The organism is Burkholderia sp. 9777_1386, from assembly GCF_015712265.1.
Lineage (GTDB): Bacteria > Pseudomonadota > Gammaproteobacteria > Burkholderiales > Burkholderiaceae > Burkholderia > Burkholderia cenocepacia.
Genome location: NZ_JACCQB010000008.1, coordinates 128,307 through 144,890, shown reverse-complemented (window position 1 = coordinate 144,890; position 16,584 = coordinate 128,307). Strand labels below are relative to the sequence as shown.

Annotated in this window: 11 protein-coding genes; 4 read left to right on the top strand and 7 right to left on the bottom strand. The window is 64.5% G+C overall.

Annotation, left to right across the window (positions count from 1 at the left end; translation table 11 throughout):
• Window positions 1–444 precede the first annotated feature (444 nt).
• From H0X91_RS09440 to H0X91_RS09410, 7 genes are all read right to left on the bottom strand, one after another.
• Window positions 445–813, bottom strand: coding sequence for a hypothetical protein (locus H0X91_RS09440; protein ID WP_077021823.1), 369 nt, complete (start codon window positions 811–813; stop codon window positions 445–447).
• Complete coding sequence (locus H0X91_RS09435; protein WP_230877911.1) at window positions 803–5,281, bottom strand: DUF6531 domain-containing protein; 4,479 nt, start codon at window positions 5,279–5,281, stop codon at window positions 803–805. Before H0X91_RS09435 ends, H0X91_RS09440 begins: the two co-directional genes overlap by 11 nt.
• Before the next feature lie 7 nt (window positions 5,282–5,288).
• Window positions 5,289–5,711, bottom strand: coding sequence for a DcrB-related protein (locus H0X91_RS09430; protein ID WP_006484761.1), 423 nt, complete (start codon window positions 5,709–5,711; stop codon window positions 5,289–5,291).
• Window positions 5,712–5,732: 21 nt separating this feature from the next.
• Window positions 5,733–7,853, bottom strand: coding sequence for a type VI secretion system Vgr family protein (locus H0X91_RS09425; RefSeq protein ID WP_196432973.1), 2,121 nt, complete (start codon window positions 7,851–7,853; stop codon window positions 5,733–5,735).
• A gap of 401 nt (window positions 7,854–8,254) precedes the next feature.
• Entirely contained in the window at window positions 8,255–8,764 is a 510-nt protein-coding gene (locus tag H0X91_RS09420; protein ID WP_012493515.1) for an OmpA family protein, read from the bottom strand.
• A gap of 86 nt (window positions 8,765–8,850) precedes the next feature.
• The gene (locus H0X91_RS09415) at window positions 8,851–10,119 is read right to left on the bottom strand and encodes a diguanylate cyclase domain-containing protein (RefSeq protein WP_034202007.1); all 1,269 of its coding nucleotides are present in this window, start codon (window positions 10,117–10,119) and stop codon (window positions 8,851–8,853) included.
• Entirely contained in the window at window positions 10,116–10,811 is a 696-nt protein-coding gene (locus H0X91_RS09410) for a YfiR family protein (RefSeq protein WP_058903426.1), read from the bottom strand. Before H0X91_RS09410 ends, H0X91_RS09415 begins: the two co-directional genes overlap by 4 nt.
• Before the next feature lie 438 nt (window positions 10,812–11,249).
• Here H0X91_RS09410 and H0X91_RS09405 point away from each other — a divergent pair, with 438 nt between their 5' ends.
• From H0X91_RS09405 to H0X91_RS09390, 4 genes are all read left to right on the top strand, one after another.
• The gene (locus tag H0X91_RS09405) at window positions 11,250–12,137 is read left to right on the top strand and encodes a LysR family transcriptional regulator (RefSeq protein ID WP_058903614.1); all 888 of its coding nucleotides are present in this window, start codon (window positions 11,250–11,252) and stop codon (window positions 12,135–12,137) included.
• A 169-nt stretch (window positions 12,138–12,306) separates the two neighbouring features.
• Window positions 12,307–13,818, top strand: coding sequence for an N-acyl-D-amino-acid deacylase family protein (locus H0X91_RS09400; protein WP_006498787.1), 1,512 nt, complete (start codon window positions 12,307–12,309; stop codon window positions 13,816–13,818).
• Window positions 13,815–15,155 (top strand): MFS transporter, encoded by a 1,341-nt coding sequence (locus tag H0X91_RS09395; RefSeq protein ID WP_048985074.1) that lies wholly within the window; start codon window positions 13,815–13,817, stop codon window positions 15,153–15,155. The genes H0X91_RS09400 and H0X91_RS09395 overlap by 4 nt, the downstream gene beginning before the upstream one ends.
• Window positions 15,156–15,169: 14 nt before the next feature.
• Window positions 15,170–16,510, top strand: a complete 1,341-nt coding sequence (locus H0X91_RS09390; protein WP_196432981.1) for an amidase family protein — start codon at window positions 15,170–15,172, stop codon at window positions 16,508–16,510.
• Window positions 16,511–16,584 lie beyond the last annotated feature (74 nt).

The following is a 16,584-nucleotide window of genomic DNA, read 5'->3' as shown; positions in this document are numbered from 1 at the left end:
ATCGAATTCAATTTAAATGATTCTATTCCATAAGCCATTTTACGCCCTCTCAGGTTCCATGAATGCCAAAATCGAAGCCACTGAGAGCAACGATAGTGCATTGCAGATGCCTGCCGGGCATGTTCCCTCGAAATCAAGAAGCGAAGGAACGATTTACACGAGAATCCCGCTCGCAATAGCAGCATCACAGCGTTGTGAATATTGCTGGTACTCCATGCGCGACACGAACTGCTTCGGCAATTCTGACCCAAAGCGGCGCTACCCGACCACGCCATTTTCAAGCACTTGTACAAATCGCGTCGATAGACTACCGAACTGCACTATTGCACAGTCAGCGAAGTATTGCCACGACTGCGAAGAGGGCTGCCGCACTTAAACACCTCGACTCGCCCAGTGCTCCGAGTTTTAAAAACACGTGAAGCGAGAGCTATCCATCACCCTCGTTCAGCAGGGAAAGCCCCCCTTTTTATAGACGTCCCATAGAACCTTAATCGGCCAACTATCCGATTTGCCAGCCAAAATACTTTTTGAGATTAATTCGATATCGTCAGAAACTCTTCCCGCGATATCGGAATTTCCTGATGCCCGAAATGAGAGCTTGAACACCTTCTCTCTAATATAATCCAGAAAATTCTTATCGTCGGCTGAAAGAGCGAGCCCGTCGACATCGTTAAACGACTGCATCCAAAGATCATCGAACGATGCGGCGTCCCTTTTATCAAGCACATCATCGGAGTCTAGACCAGTAAAAAAATCGAAAAATCCTGGCTTAGATATCTCCGAATCGATATCAGTCAAAATCTTATTTACCATTCCACAACCCCTGTTCCTTAAACCAATTCTGGATCACGTCGACTGCTTGGCGAGGTGTCACACCTTCGGCAAGAGTGTACGTCCCGTTGGGTGATTTTACGTCAACCTTGATATCATCCAAGCCGGAATAGGCCTTTCGATACGCGTCAAAGAGCTGGTCGTCTGTTCCCGGGAAACTCCCTTGCCGGGGCCCGATAGTTTCCCGTTCGGCATCATGTAGGCGCCAATGATCATGCTCCGGATCGGCCCCTCTCGGGAAGAGCGTCGGCCGTGTTTTGTCCGAGCGTGCAACTTCAAACGGGCGCCCGACTGACTTCCGGACAGCTGGTACATGGTGCCCTGATTCGTTAACGCCCATCCTCTTCTTTTCGCATTCCTGCAGTCCATCTGGGTCACACCACGCTAATGGATCGTGCACATACGATTGTGTACGGGAGCCGCCCTTCAGCCCAAGCGGATCTGGACTCAAGTACTGCCCCGAATCTGGATCGTAGTAACGATTCAGGTTATAGCTAAGTCCTGTCTCTTCGTCTGACCACTGGCCCGGAAATCGCAGCGTCGTATCGATCGAACTGCTGTGTGCATCGTTGGCCGCTCGCTTAGTCGGCAGCAATTTTCCCCACAACGAGTGCGCGGCCTTCCACACGGGTTTTCCCGTTTTGTCGAACACCGCCTTCGGCAAACCTACCTGGTCTGTTAGAACCGGATACAGCCCGTCATCGGTCTCTTGCGCGAGCGGCGAAAAACTGCTCGGCTCAATATGCCAGGTCACGACCTGACCAGTCGTACCGTCTCGCTGCTCGATCCAGCGCTCGGCCAGCGTCGGACCGTCCCACAGGAACTTCACGGCTTCGCGGCTGCCGAGTTGCTGCTTCTCGACTCGGCGGTTGAAAGCATCGTAGCGGTACAGCCACACGCCGCGTTCGGGCGTCGTAACCTTCACGAGCCGATTGAGCCCATCCCACGCGTATTGCCACGTCTTTGGCCTGAACCCGGGCTGTTCGACCGTCTTCTCGATCGTGCGGCCACGTGCGTCATACCGATAGCGCGCATGGCCGATCCGTTCCGGCAGGCCGCCTCGATGGTAATGGTGAGCGTCCACGGGAGCCTGACGCCCGTGCGCGGCAATGTTCATTGCCGCGTCGTAGCGGAAGTGCTCAGTCGGCTGCAACAGACTTTCTGCGGTCACGATCTGGCCACGTGCATCGCGCCGATACGTAAGCGTATCTATGTCGGTGTCGACTCGCTCCAGTTGCCCGGCTGCGTCGTAGTGATAGACCTGCCGCGTCAATTGCTCCAGCGCCCGGGCCGGATCGGCTTGCAAGGCATCGAAGGCTACGGCAGGCCCCGCAATCTGCCGGCGTATCCGGCCGAGCGCATCGTACTGTTGCTGCGCGACAAAATCTCCCGCCTCGCGGCCAATCTCGCGCCCTAACCCATCACGCCGGATCGTCAGTTGCCCGACTTGCGTCAAAGCCCCGGATACATCGTACGCATAGGTGGTCTCGCGCCTAGGTGTCATCCGCAGACGGCGTTGTCCATCGGCGTCGTAGACGTGCCGCAACAGTTCGCCATGCTGATCTTCGCCTATCAAGCGGCCATTCCTGTCGTAGGCAAAGCGCGTCACATGACCGTGCTCACCCTGGACCTCCGCCGACGCCAATCGGCTGCTCGCATCGTAGCGGTAGGCAAGCTTCACGTCGCCGGCATCGATCTCGATGAGTCGGTCGGATGCATCGTACGTATAGCGCCACTGGCCACCGTCGGGCAGTGTCTTCGTCAGCAGGCGACCGACGGCATCGCGCTCGTATTCGGTCGCGCGGCCTCCCCAGTCAATTTCGGCCGCGAGACGTCCGGCCGCGTCGTAGCGGTATGTGTAAGTCTCTCCCAGCGCATTGATAACCTTCGTCAGCCGGGTCGCATGGTCGTACTCAAAACGCGTTGCATGTCCGGCCGCGTCGATCGACGCAGTAAGCAGGTCGAATGGACCGTAGGTTCGCTGGATCGTACGTCCTAGCGGATCGATCCACTCGACGGGCAGGCTCTCGCTGTTATAGCGTGCCCTCGATACCGAGCCATCAGGGCGCGTAACCGCACTCAGCAGACCGCGCGGATTTGCCGGGCCGTCAGCATAGTCGTAACGCGTCACATGCCCGTCGGGCGACGTTTCCTCCAGCAGCCGGCCCAGCGCGTCTATCTTGCGCCTAAAGCGCGCACCCGTTGGCAATTCGATGTCGGTCAGCCGCAGCCGGTCATCGTAGTCCAGGCGTGTCTCGCGATCACCTTGAACCACTCGCAGCAGTTCACCACGGGGCCCATAGCGATAGGTCGTTTTGTTGCCGTCCGGCTCGGTCCGTGCAATCAACCGAGACAGATGGTCGTACTCGAGCTTGATCGTGCCGCCGTTCGGCAAGCGCGCCCCGGTTAGGCGCTGCTCGTCGTCATAGTCAAAGTCAACCGTCCTCCCCGAGCTTTCGACGACCGAAGTCAGTTGGCCTCGCTCGTCGTATCGATAGTCCGTCCGTCGGCCAAGCGGATCAATCCGGGCCATCAAACGACCAAGCTCCCATTCGGAGTAAGTGCAATGACCGAGCGGATCAGTTTCGGCCGTTACAAGGCCTTCGTCGTTATAGGCGTAGGTCCATTCGCCATCGACGTCAATCACGCGTGTGCAGCCGGCTTCGTAGATGAATCGGCCCGTGTGATAGCCCTGCCGTGTACCTGTTTCGACTACACGACCAGCGGTGTCGTACCGATATCGAACATCGGTCTGGTCTGTATCCCGCCATTGGGTCATCCAGCCGTGTTCGTCGTACGCGTAATAGAACTGCCCAAACTGGAAGCTCGCCACATGGGTAAGCATGCCGTTCTGGTAGTCGTAGCCCACAAGCGTTCTGGAACCACCGTCCGCATCATGGAGAACGATCCGTTGCAGCTGACGGTCGCGGCCAGGATAGGCAATCTCGAGCCGATAGCCATCGCTATGGACCATGCCGCTCAAACGGCCAGCAGTATCGTAGGAAAGAACGATCGCGTTGCCGTCGAGGTCCTCGATCCGTTCGAGGCGAGACGAGCGCCCGTCGACGAGCGGCGCGAAAATACGCAGTTGCCGCGCGTCACGATCGAAGATGCGCGGTTCGAGTCGGCTTCCGACCAGCCGATAACGCGGCTCACGCAGGTTGATGCCGTTGAGCGCCATATCCGGCGCGTCAAAGCCGATCACCAGGCCAGCGCCGTCGTGAAATCTCACGAAGCGGTCACCATCGAACGTCAATCGCTGCGACCAGTTGTCCGACCAGCGGTGACCGAGCAATCCATGATCGTCCGATCGAGTCCGATAGCGTCGTTTGAACTCAAGGGGCAAGATTCCGGGAATGGCCAGATCCGTACGGATCTCCAGCATTTCTCCGGATACCGGATCAACCGGGTCCTTGCACTTCGGTCGATTCTCGTCCTTGATACCCCTCTGCTCCGCCGATCGGGTGGGTTCGGGCCGGAATTTTTCGCGCACCGCCCGCAGCCCCTTGCCGCCAACTTTTCCAACTCCGCCGCCTACAATCCCGCCGATCAAGCCCGCCAGGAATTCCTGCGTCGCGGACAGCTCCGGGTTCTTCGGGCCATAATTTCCGGTCGTCTTGTCGATCCAGATACTGTTGCGCCCCGAATTGACTTTGCCGCTGCAGTGGGTCTCGTGGCCGATCCGCACCAGCGGCAGCCCGTTGACGAACACGGTTTTGCTGCCGTCGACGAGCGCCTGCGGCGCGCCGGAATGGTGATCGCATTTCACCAGGTCCGTGACACGCGCCACCTGTTTGCCTTCAAAATATACGTTGCTCGAACCGGTGACGATCTCGCCACAGTTGCTGCCCATACTTTGGCTGGCCGACGCGAGCGCACCACCAAGCGTCAGGCCGCCGGCCATGCAAGCGCCAACGATCAGCGCCCCGGCGAGTCCACCTGTTGCCACAGTCGCCGCCACTGCCACGCCAATCGCAACCCCCACGGCAATGCCGGCGAGAATCCCCATAAAACCTGACGAGTGCGCGATCCGATCGCCAATGCATGCGGGGTGTGGATCGCCTCGGCCGATGGTGAGGCCCAGTGCGTCGCCAACCTGTGTGAACTCCTTCGACAGCCAGCCGGTCACGCCAACCTTGTCGAGCGCCCAAGCTCCCCCGACTGCAATCGCGAGCGGAAGCATGACGGTGCCCGCCGCAACCGCGCCCGCACCCAGTGCCGCCCCGCCGGTCGCGCCACCCGCCAGCGCTGTACCGGCCGCACTCAGCCCGGCGGCCGTCCCCTCAACGGCGGTCAGGCCCGCATCGGCGCCAAGCATCCCATAGTTGAGGTGCTCGTAAAACGGCTGCTCGGCCGCTTTCGCGGCTTCACCGTCCTCCAGCTTGGCGATCTGATCGAGACGTTCCTGTGCGCTGCCGCTCGGTTCGTCGTAACTCGGCGTGTCCGACATTGCAGCCTCAGATCGGATCGCGCAACTGAAGGCTCTGAATCACCGCCCGGATTTGTTCGCGCTGTGTGTCACTCAGCGTACCGGGCGCAGTGAAGGTGAGCATCAGGACAACCTGCCCGTATTCCACCATCGTCAGCCGCTGGTGAATGGGCGCCTGGTTGTTCGTCCAGGTAAACTCGTGCACATGCGCGGCGCGCCCGGAAACCGTGGCGTCTTCATTTGCCACCTCGGCATAATCCGGAACCTGCTTCGCCACCTTCCTGATTTCGCTTGACACATATTCGGCGAACTTCATGCCCCACGGCAGCCGCTCGCGCGTGATCACGAAACTCACACCCTCCGTGCCAGTCGCTGCCGACACAAATACGTTCATCGTTTTGTCCTGCCACTCCACGGGCAGCGCCAACGTGCCTTCCTGCATCTGGTACATGCTTTGTTATCCTTATCGGTGTTAGCCGTTCTTCGGATTGATGTCGGTCCGAGCCGCCTGAATATTGATGTTGCTGTCATCCAGGTGGATCACCGAATCGCCCTTATAGATGTCGATCGAGTCGGCTGTCATATGGATCCGCGTGCCGCCATCGCCGCCGATCTTGATCCAGAGTTCCTTGGCTTCCAGTGTGTGCACACCCTGCGGAGTCTGGTGCAGCGTATTGCCCTGCACGACAACGTCCGACAGGTTGCCAACTGCGACGGCCGTCGTATGGTTGCCCTTGCCAACCTCGACGGTCCGGTCGCCTTTGAGAACTTGAGTCCACTGCGCGTCCTCGACAACGGTATGCATGTCCTTCTGCGCATGCATGTAGAGCATCTGTGCGCCATTGACGTCGCTCATCAGCAACTCGTTCGACCCCTGCCCCTTGTGCGTCTGGCTCTTGATCCCCATCGTCTGGCCGGCCGCGCCGTGATACGGGTTGCCCTGCTCGCCGTTGAACACGCGGCCGACGATCACGGGGTTATCCGGATCGCCCTGATTGAACGCCACCAGCACTTCCTGCTTGATCCGCGGAATCGCGGCCGCGCCCCAGCCGTCGCCCGCCCACGGCTGCGACACGCGCACCCACATCGAATCGGAGCCGTCCTTCTTGCCGCGCCGGTCCCACGGAAAATGCACTTTCACCGCGCTGCCGTTCGTATAGATTTCCTCGCCCTTCGGCCCGACGACGATCGCCGATTGCGTGCCGTGAATCACCGGCTTCGGCGTCGCGCGCGGCGCACGGTACGGAATCTTCTTCGGCAGCAGCGCGAAGCTGTTGCGGTACGGCAGCTTCGCGCTGTGCTGCGTATAGTCGTTCACCGCCTCGTGACGCACGTGCAGGATCACGTACTCCTGGTTGTTCTCGAGGACGGGGTGATTCGCGAAGGTCACGGCGCCGGCCGTCGTCATACGCCACGCGTAGCCGCCGCCGGTATAGCGATGGGCTTGCGCCTCCTCGGCCTCCATCGCGAAACGGGCGTAGCGGTGGCCGTCGTCGCCGTGGTCGTACAGCGACTGGTGCTCGAAGCGCTCGGTCGCATCGAGCCGCGCATGCTTGAGGTTTTGCGGCCCGGCCTCGACCAGCATCAGCGGCGACGACGGATTCTGGTGATTGAAGTCGCGGAACGTGACCTTGCCGACGCCGAAGCGCCGACCTTCGTGCAACTGGTCGATGCCGCTGTCCTCGCTGGCCTCGGTCGCAGCGAACGGCACGGTGGCGAGCCCGTCGATCGGGCGGAACAGCAGGTTCGTGTCGCCGATCACGAGAAAGTGCTTGTCCTTCTCGTAGCGGTGCGTCCACACGAGCCCTTCCTGCTCCATCAGCCGCGCGCTGAAGTTGTAGTAGCTCTCCTGGTACATCACGACGTACTCGAGCGGCTTCTGGCTGGTCCGGATGTCGAACGTGAAATCGGAAAAACCGTGTTCGTGGAAGATCTCGGTGAGGATGTCCTGCGCGGTCTTGTTCTGGAAGATCCGGCAGTCGGTCGAGCGCGTGAGGAACCAGAACCACGGCACGGCCGTCAGGTGGTATTGCGTGACGTTCCCGGGATTGCCGGCCCGGTCGAACGACGCGACGTAGCCGTCGAAGTAGCGGTCGCCCTCGACTGCCCCCGACGCGACGACGCGTTCGAGCGTCGACAGGCGCGCCTGCTGATCGAAGCGGATCTTGACCTGCTGGCCGATCAGGTCCTCCGGGCGCAGGTCGTGGCGATGCGACAGCAGGTCGAGGTGGATTTCCGGCAACCGGTTCACGTGCTCGTCGACGACGGCCGCGCTGACCAGCAGCACATCCGGGCCGAGCGGCGTATCGAGCGTCACGTAACGGTTGAGCTGGGTCAGGCGTGCCGGGTTGGCGGCGCCGTTGATCGCTTCGGCGATCGCGCCGGGCGTCTTGTCCATCAGCGAGAAGCCGGTCTGCGCGAGCTGCATCGCGCGCTGGACGGTGTCGACGTGCCCGGCCAGCCCGGCGAGCGGCCCGAGGCTGCCGGCCACGCTCGACGCCACCGGGCCGGCGAGGCCCCCGAGTGCGCTCAACGAGCCGAGCGCACCACCACCCAATCCACTGGGAATACCCCCGTTCGGAGCGAAACTCATTCTTGTTCCTTGCGTGTGATCTCAGGTTCCATGAGCCGGCTCGCCGGCCCGAAGCCCCGATAATGTAGGGTAAAACCCGACTGCGCGAAAGTCTCGCGCAAACGTTTGCTTTCCGACCCTAAAACCGAAAGAACTGAGCCAGCAGTGAAGCTGACTGAAGGCTATCGCCCACGGCTGCGCAGTACGACGGTCTGCAATGAAAACCGTGTCAGCGCGCGTGTCGATAACCTGGACCGCCCGGAACACCGTGACGATCAACGGATGCTCGGGTGTCTGCGTGACAATGGTAAGAAACCGTCCAGACCGACCGCACCAAGGCATTCCCGGGTCGGTGTTTGAACAAACATACTAGGCAACCTGCTGGTCGGCAGGCGTGCAATCGCCATCACGGCGCACTTCCCTCACCGCGGCGAAACCACGATCGCGGCCCGCCGATTCTGCGCCCTCCCCACCGGCGTCTTGTTGTCCCCCACCGGATCGCTCTTCCCTCGCCCCACGACCGCGATCCGCTTCGCATCCAGCCCGACGTCGGCCAGTTCGACGGCAACGACTTCAGCCCGCCGTCTCGACAACTCGAGATCGTAAGCCGCCGTCCCCTCGTCATCCGAGTACCCGTACACCCGCACCCCGTTGATCCCCGCCGACCGCAACGTCCGCCCGATCCTTTCGACGATCCGCCGCACGTCCGGCTTGAGGTTGTACCGGTCGAAATCGAACAGAATCGGCCCGGTCGATCCGAACTCGAATCCCTGTCCGGTCTCCTGGAATCCGGCCGACTTCAGCGCCGTGACCTGCGTCTGCGTCAGCCCGCGATGAAGCGGCGGCGTCTTGCAGCCCCCCAGCAGCATGCACAGCAGCAGTGCGCTCCCGACGCACATCCGCCCCATGCTCACAGGAAACGAGTGGTTCATTTCGCATCCCCTTCCGTTGCGCCCGCCCGGCAAGCGCTTCTTTTAACCGCCGCCGCGGCCTCGCCCGCAGCGCGAGTCGATCGACCTCACACCGGCCCTGCAACGCTCTCCGCCAGTTGCCACGATCCCGGCCGCGCGCGCTTGGCGCGGTACATCGCGATATCCGCCGCGCGCAGCAAGCCGCTCGCGTCCGACGCGTGATCGGGATACAGCGCAACGCCGGCACTCATCATGGTGGCCACCACGCGGCCGTCGGACAACTCGATCGACGGCGCCATGCCGGACAAAATCTCGTCGGCGATCCGGCACACGCTGCCCGCTTCAGGCACCGCCGCCAGCATCACCGCAAATTCGTCGCCGCCCAGGCGCGCGACGAGATCGGTCTCGCGCACCCGCGTGCGCAACCGCGACGCGATGCCGATCAGCACCGCATCCCCGGCGTCGTGGCCGAGACAATCGTTGATCTCCTTGAAGCGGTCGCAGTCGAGATACAGCACGGCGACCCGCTGCCCGGTCAACGTGGCGTCGCAAAGCGCAAGCGCGAGGCGCGATTCGAACTGCACGCGGTTGGGCAACCCGGTGAGCGCATCATGCGTGGCCTTGTGTTCGAGCGATGCGTTCTCGTCGCGCAGCGTGTTCTGCCAGTCTTCGAATTCGTCGAGCAGCGCGTTGAAGTCGTCGCCGAGCTGGTTCAGTTCGGCGATCGCCGCCGGCTCGACACGCCGCGCGAACGCACGCTCGCGTCGCACCGCATGCGCGACGCCCGCCAGCGCGCGCAGCGGCGACACGATGTTGCGCAGCAGGCGCTTCGAGCTGACATACGCACCGAATACGCTGACGGCCAGGCAGCCGAGAATGCCGCCGACGCCCCCGAGCAGGAATCCGAAGAACTGATGCCCGCGGCCACGCACGACGACGTGGCCGACGATGATGCCGTCATGCATCACCGGGACGGTCACCGGCCCCGGCAGCGCCACATCGGCGACGGCGCGCTCGAGCCGCGCGACCCCGTTTCGGGCCGGTAACTGCCACGTGGCGAACAGTTGCCCGTTGCTGTCGGTGACGACCACCTGCGCGACGTCCTCGTCGCCGGCGATCATGCCGATCGCCTCGTTCGCCGCGACGCGATCGCCGAACACGAGGGCCGCCTCGACCGTGTAACCGAGCGAGCGCGCCAGCAGGTTCAGGTTGTTGCCGGCATACGCGCGCAGCGCGATCACGGCGACGACGATCAACGACACGGCGGCCATCGTCACGGCGACGAACGCGAGGCGCAGGTGCGCACGACGCAACACGCTTTGCAGCGTCGGGCGCGGCAGGCGCGAAGCGGGAACGGGGAGCGCGGAGCGTGTCATGGCGTCACCGGCCGTCGTGCGAGATTGAGAACATTCGGATGCACGCGCACGCCGCTGCGCGCGACGGCATCGAGATTGATGTCGAACGACACGCGGTCGCCGTCGACGTTGAGACAGAACATGCCGCCCGCGGTGCAGGACGGATCGTGTTCCGCGATCGTCAGCACCGGATGGCCGGCCAATGCGGCTCTCACCCGCGCGCGCTCGTCGTTGCTCAACGTGCCGAGATAGACGACGTCGCACGCGATGCCGAGCGACGGATCGTCGAAGCGGACGCGTTGCACGTCGAGCAACGTCGAGCCGGCCTGCAGCGTGTCGGTCAGGCCACGCGCGTAGTCGGGCCGCCCGGTGACGCACAGATGCAGACGAACGGGCGTCGTCGGCCAGCGCGTGAAGCTGATGATGCCGAGCACGACCTGACGCACGGCCGTGTCGTGTGACGACATGCCCGAATCGACGGGGTTCGCGGCGGGGACGATGTGCGCGTTGTCGGGCGGGCCGTCGGCATCGGTCGGTGCCCCGGCAAGTACGGCCGGCGCGGCCCCCAGAACGCAAACGATTGCGAGCAACGCGTGGCGCAGCGAAGTGATCCGGCCGGGCCGGCTCGTGGTCCGTGCGGCGATCTCCGCCGCGCCCGTTGGCGTCGCCGCCGTCGCAAGACAGGCAGCCGCCGCGCACACTTTCGCTTCCATGATGGCAACATCCGCTGGCATCGCTCCGGCGCTGCCTCCTGCCTCCCTCCATGCGCATGCAAGCACCGAATGACGCGCACGATTTCTTCATCTTAGGTAAAAATTCGGATGACCAAGCAGTGGGAAACACCCGAGAAAACGTCGGAAAGTATGCGGATTCGATGCCACCGCCCGGGGAGGCGGCCGAACGCGCGGGCCGACGTCGATTCATCATCGACGTCGACGGATTGATCAGCGGATTGGATGCCGGTGCGCGGCAAACGTCAGACGTTCGTCAACGCTGCGACGGCTCGTGCGTCAGTACGCGGGCCACTCGTCGCCGACCCGGCCGGCAATGCATGTACGCTTGCGACGATCATCAAGCGAGACCGGCGAGAATATCCGCGGGGCCTGCCGCGATACGTCGGCATGCCGGAGTCGGTCAACTACTGGAACGCCATGAAAGTCGAAAACTCGGAACTCGAAGCCTTCGTCGCCGTTGCGGAACTCGGCACGTTCCATCGCGCGGCGGAAAAGCTGAACCTGACCCAGCCGGGACTGTCGCGCCGCATCCAGAAACTCGAACAGACGCTCGGTGTCGAGTTGTTCCAGCGCACCACCCGCAGCGTGACGCTGACGGGTGTCGGCCGCCAGTTCCTGCCGATGGCGCGCGAGCAGATCGCGCAGCTCGGGATGATGTTGTCGTCGATCCAGGACATCGCGCAAAAGCGATACGGCAAGGTACGGCTCGCGTCGATCCCGACGGTCGTCGCTCAGGCGTTGCCCGACGTGCTGCGTCGCTACGCCGCCAAGTATCCGCACGTCGCCGTGCAGATCCTCGACGGCAATCACGACTTCGTGCTGTCGCAAGTGCGCGCGGGCATCGCCGAATTCGGCGTGAGCCTGCATCCCGGCGACGACGACGATCTCGTGTTCGAACCGCTCTTCACCGACCGCTACGTGCTCGCGGCCCACGACGCCGATCCGCTGGCGCACGCCGACGCCGTCACGCTCGGTGAACTGCGGCACGCCAAGCTGATCATCGGCGGTCGCGACAGCGGCAATCGTCTGCTGCTCGAAATGCTGATGGGCCAGGAAGCGGTGCGAACCCGCTGGTTCTATGAGGTCGAGCACATCTCGTGCGTTGCCGCACTGGTAGCGGCCGGGGTCGGTTGCGCGATCCTGCCGGAGAGTGCGCTGCGTGCTTACGGTTCGCCCGCGGTACGCACGGTGCCGATCGCGAGCCCGACGATCGAGCGCCGGGTCGGCATCGTGCGGCATCGCGCCATCTCGATGTCCAGCTTCGCGAGCGACCTCCTTGTGCTGGTGCAGGCGTCGTTCGCATAACGCCGCGGGCCACACGGCGGCGCGACAGCGCCCGCATTGATGCCGGTTTCGCATGAATCGCGAGCCGAACGGCATTGGACTCGCGAAAAATGGCTGGAGACGATGGTGGCGAACATGAACGACGGAAACGGGCGCGGCCCGGCTCCGCGCGGATTCTGGAGGAACCACCATGCATTTCGACGTGATCCTGCGTCGCGGCGAGCTGATCGACGGCACCGGGGCCGCACGCTTCGAGGCCGATCTCGGCGTAACGGGCGAGCGCATCGCCGCGATCGGCGATCTGGGCGGCGCGACGGCCTCGCACACGCTCGATGCGGGCGGCCTCGTCGTCGCGCCGGGTTTCATCGACAGTCACACGCACGATGACGCATTCGTGCTGACCGATCCCGACGTCGAGCCGAAAGTTGCGCAGGGTGTCACCACGGTGATCGCCGGCAATTGCGGAATCAGTCTCGCCCCGCTGCTCGCCAACCGCGAGGTGCCGCAGCCGCTCGACCTGCTGGGCGCGTGGCAGGCGTTCCGCTTCCCGTCCTTTCGCGCCTATCTCGACGCACTCGACGCGACGCCCGCCGCCGTCAATACGGCGGCCCTGATCGGCCACTCGACGCTGCGCGTGCGGCACATGGCCGATCTCGACCGCGCGGCCAGCGCAGCCGAAATCGCGGCGATGGCGGCCGACGTACGCGAAGCGATGGCGGCCGGTGCGTTCGGCGTCTCGTCGGGCACCTTCTATCCGCCCGCGGCAGGCGCGCCGACGGAAGAACTGATCGACGTGTGCGCGCCGCTGCGCGAGACGGGCGGCGTATTCGCGACGCACCTGCGCGACGAAACCGATGCGATCATCGCATCGCTCGACGAAGCGTTCTCGATCGGCCGCGCGCTCGACGTGCGCGTCGTGCTGTCGCATCACAAGGTGGCCGGCAAGGCCAACCACGGCCGCTCGGTCGAAACGCTCGCGCATATCGACGCGCGGCGCAAGCTGCAACCGCTGTGTCTCGACTGTCATCCGTATCCGGCCACGTCGACGATGCTGCGCGCGGATCGCGTCCGTCAGTCGTCCCGCGTGATTCTCGGCTGGTCGAAGCCGCATCCCGAACTCGCGGGCCGCGATTTCCACGAACTGCTGCCGCTGTTCGGCAATTCGGTGGACGCCACAATCGACGCGCTACGCCCCGCCGGCGCGATTTACTTCGTCATGGACGAGGCGGATGTCGAGCGCATCATTCGGCACGAGCTGACGATGGTCGGCTCGGATGGACTGCCCAACGACAAGCGCCCCCATCCGCGGTTGTGGGGCACGTTCCCGCGAGTGCTCGGCGAATTCTCCCGCGAGCGCGGCCTGTTCCCGCTGGAAACCGCCGTGCGCAAGATGACGGGCCTCACAGCCGAGCAGTTCGGCATCGCACGGCGCGGACGGCTCGCGGTCGGTCACTACGCCGATCTCGTCGTGTTCGATCCGGCACGCGTGATCGATCGCGCGACGTTCGCGAGCCCGACGCTACGCCCCGAAGGCATCGAACACGTCTTCGTCAACGGACGGGCCGTGCTCGAACATGGCCGTCACACCGGCGCGCGTCCCGGCCGGGCGCTGCGCCGCGACGTCCAGGATCGCCTGGCGGCGACGCGCGCTCGCGCGATCGCGACAACCGGCCCCGAGTCAACCTGCACGGAGTCACCATGACGAATCCCAACGGCGCCGCCACGCCGCGCGGCTTGCACCGCGGCTCGAGGCCGCACGCCGAATCCGCCACGCCCGGGCTCGACGCACTTTATGCGCGCCTGAGCCGACGCATCATTCCGCTGATCCTGGTCTGCTATTTCTTCGGCTATCTCGACCGTGTCAACGTCGGCTTCGCGAAGCTTCAGATGGTGACCGACCTGCATCTCACCGACGCGGCCTACGGCGTCGGCGCGGGCCTGTTCTTCGTCGGCTACCTGCTGCTGCAGGTGCCGGCCGGCTGGCTCGTGCGGCGGATCGGCGTGAAGCGCTGTCTCGCCGGATCGATGCTGACGTGGGGCGTCGTGTCGGTCGCCACGCTCGCGACCCGCGACACCGCGAGCTTCTATGCGTTGCGCTTCCTGCTCGGCGTGACCGAAGCAAGCTTCTTTCCGGCCGTGATCGCGTACTTCAGCGTGTGGTTTCCGTCGCACCGGCTCGCGAAGGTCATGGCGTTCCTGTTTCTCGCGATGCCGCTCGGCGTGATCGTCGGCGGCCCGCTGTCCGGCTGGATCATGGACGCCACGCACGGCGGCTTCGGGTTGCGCGGCTGGCAGTGGATGTTCCTGATCGAAGGCCTGCCCGCCATCGTGCTTGGCGGCTATCTGCTCGCCCGCGTGACGGAACGGATCGACGATGCAGCCTGGCTGACCGATACGGAAAAACGGATGATCCACGCGGAAATGGCTCAGGAAGCGGCCGGCAAGCGTACCCGGCTCGGCGCTGCGCTGCGCGAGCCGACCCTGTGGCTGCTGTTCGCGACGTCGTTCCTCTACAACGTCGGCAACTACGGGCTCGTGTTCTGGATGCCGACGATGGTCAAGGCGCTCGGATCGCTGAACAACCTCGAAATCGGGCTGATCAGCGCCTTCCCGTATCTGGTCGCGTCGGTCGCCATGGTCGCGAACGCGCAGCATTCGGTGCGAACCGGCGAGCGCCGCTGGCATACGGCGCTGCCGGTCGCGCTCGGCGGCGTTGCGTTGCTCGCGAGCCTCGGAATGCGCGCGCATCCCGTGCTTGCGGTCGCGTGCCTGACCGCGGGTGTGGCCGGCATCATGAGCACGCTCGCGATGTTCTGGAGTCTGCCGTCGCGGATTCTCGCGGGCGAAGCGGCCGCGGGCGGCGCCGGGCTCGTCAATATCGGCGCGGCCGTCGCGGGATTCGTCGGGCCGACGCTGATGGGCTATGCAACGGGATTGACCGGCAGCACCGAACTCGGTGTCGCGCTGCTCGCCTTCACGCTGTTCGCCGCCGCCGCGCTGATCCTGGCGATTCCGCGTCGGCTCATGGTGCGCTCATGAGCGCGGCGCCTTCGATGCGCAGTGCGCTGGCATTGGCGGCGGGCGTGCGCAGCGGGCGGGTGAGCGCGGAGTCGCTCGTGCAAACCGTGCTCGCCGACATCGCCGCGCGCGATGACGCGATCAATGCCTGCGCACGCACTTTCGACGAACGGGCACGGCGCGACGCGCTGCGCGTCGACCGCCTCGTGCGGGACGGGGACGACCCGGGCCCCTTGGCAGGCGTGCCGTTCCTCGTGAAGTGGAATGTCGACGTGGCGGGCTACCCGACGGTCGCGGGATCGCCCGCGCGCGCCGCGTTGCCACCCGCCAGCGCCGACGCGGCAACGGTCGCACGATTGCGTGCGGCCGGCGCGGTCCCGATCGGCGCAACCCACATGGACGAACTCGCATGCGGCGCCACCGGCGTGAATCCGCACTACGGCGCGGTGCACCTGCCGGCCGACCCGACGCGCATGACGGGCGGCTCGTCGAGCGGCTCCGCCGCCGCGGTTGCCGCCGGATACGTGCCGCTCGCGCTAGGCAGCGATACGAACGGATCGATTCGCGCGCCGGCGGCGCTGTGCGGCGTATGGGGATTCCGCCCCGGCGACGGGCGGCTGTCGCGGACCGGCTGCCTGCCGTATGCCGCATCGCTCGATACCGTCGGCGGGTTCGCGAACGATATCGACGATCTCGCGGTGCTGTACGACACGCTGTGCGAAGCCCATGCGCCGCGCTCGAAGCCGGTGCGCGATCCGGGCGTGCCGCTACGCGTCGCCGTGCTGACTGGCGATTTCGAAACACATGCCGATGCGGATGCGCAACGCGCCGTCCGGCGCGTGGCCGCCTGCCTGCGGGCGCGCGAATCGGTGTCTGTCGGCAGCGACGAAGTTGCGAACGTGCGCGAAGCGGCGCTCGTGATCTCGAATGTGGAGCTGGCACGCGCCCATAGCGGGTTGCTCGACGGGCCGGCGGCACTCGTATCCGAACACCTGCGCTCGCGCATCGGAATCGGCCTCGCCGTTCCCGGCGCCGTGTATCGCGAGGCGCTCGCCTGCCGTGCCGCGTGGCGCACGCGCCTCGAAGCGCTGTTCGCGTGCTACGACGTCCTGCTGGCCGCTGCGACGCCGTGCGCGGCGCCGCACTTCGCCGACGCAACCGTCGATATCAACGGCGTCGCGCTCGCCCCCGCGAAGGCGCTCGGCCTGCTCACGCAACCGATTTCATTCGCGGGGCTGCCGGTCGTCAGCGCACCGTGCTTCGCGTCGGGTGAACTGCCGGTCGGCGTGCAGTTGATCGGCTCGCCCAGCGACGACGCCGCGTGCTTCGTCGCCGCGCGGCAATTCTCGGCCGCATGGCGCGCGATGATTCGTTAGCCGGGCCCCGGTACGGCATGCCCCGTGCGAAGCGCCTGATCGTGCGAAACAATCCCCGCCGCGCATGCTGCGCG

What these genes read in the sequence shown, in the direction of transcription:
- H0X91_RS09415 (WP_034202007.1), bottom strand. Translation starts at nt 10,119, where the DNA reads ATGACACGCTCCGCGCTCCCCGTTCCCGCTTCGCGCCTGCCGCGCCCG.
- H0X91_RS09420 (WP_012493515.1), bottom strand. Translation starts at nt 8,764, where the DNA reads ATGAACCACTCGTTTCCTGTGAGCATGGGGCGGATGTGCGTCGGGAGC.
- H0X91_RS09425 (WP_196432973.1), bottom strand. Translation starts at nt 7,853, where the DNA reads ATGAGTTTCGCTCCGAACGGGGGTATTCCCAGTGGATTGGGTGGTGGT.
- H0X91_RS09395 (WP_048985074.1), top strand. Translation starts at nt 13,815, where the DNA reads ATGACGAATCCCAACGGCGCCGCCACGCCGCGCGGCTTGCACCGCGGC.
- H0X91_RS09435 (WP_230877911.1), bottom strand. Translation starts at nt 5,281, where the DNA reads ATGTCGGACACGCCGAGTTACGACGAACCGAGCGGCAGCGCACAGGAA.
- H0X91_RS09410 (WP_058903426.1), bottom strand. Translation starts at nt 10,811, where the DNA reads ATGGAAGCGAAAGTGTGCGCGGCGGCTGCCTGTCTTGCGACGGCGGCG.
- H0X91_RS09400 (WP_006498787.1), top strand. Translation starts at nt 12,307, where the DNA reads ATGCATTTCGACGTGATCCTGCGTCGCGGCGAGCTGATCGACGGCACC.
- H0X91_RS09440 (WP_077021823.1), bottom strand. Translation starts at nt 813, where the DNA reads ATGGTAAATAAGATTTTGACTGATATCGATTCGGAGATATCTAAGCCA.
- H0X91_RS09405 (WP_058903614.1), top strand. Translation starts at nt 11,250, where the DNA reads ATGAAAGTCGAAAACTCGGAACTCGAAGCCTTCGTCGCCGTTGCGGAA.
- H0X91_RS09430 (WP_006484761.1), bottom strand. Translation starts at nt 5,711, where the DNA reads ATGTACCAGATGCAGGAAGGCACGTTGGCGCTGCCCGTGGAGTGGCAG.
- H0X91_RS09390 (WP_196432981.1), top strand. Translation starts at nt 15,170, where the DNA reads ATGCGCAGTGCGCTGGCATTGGCGGCGGGCGTGCGCAGCGGGCGGGTG.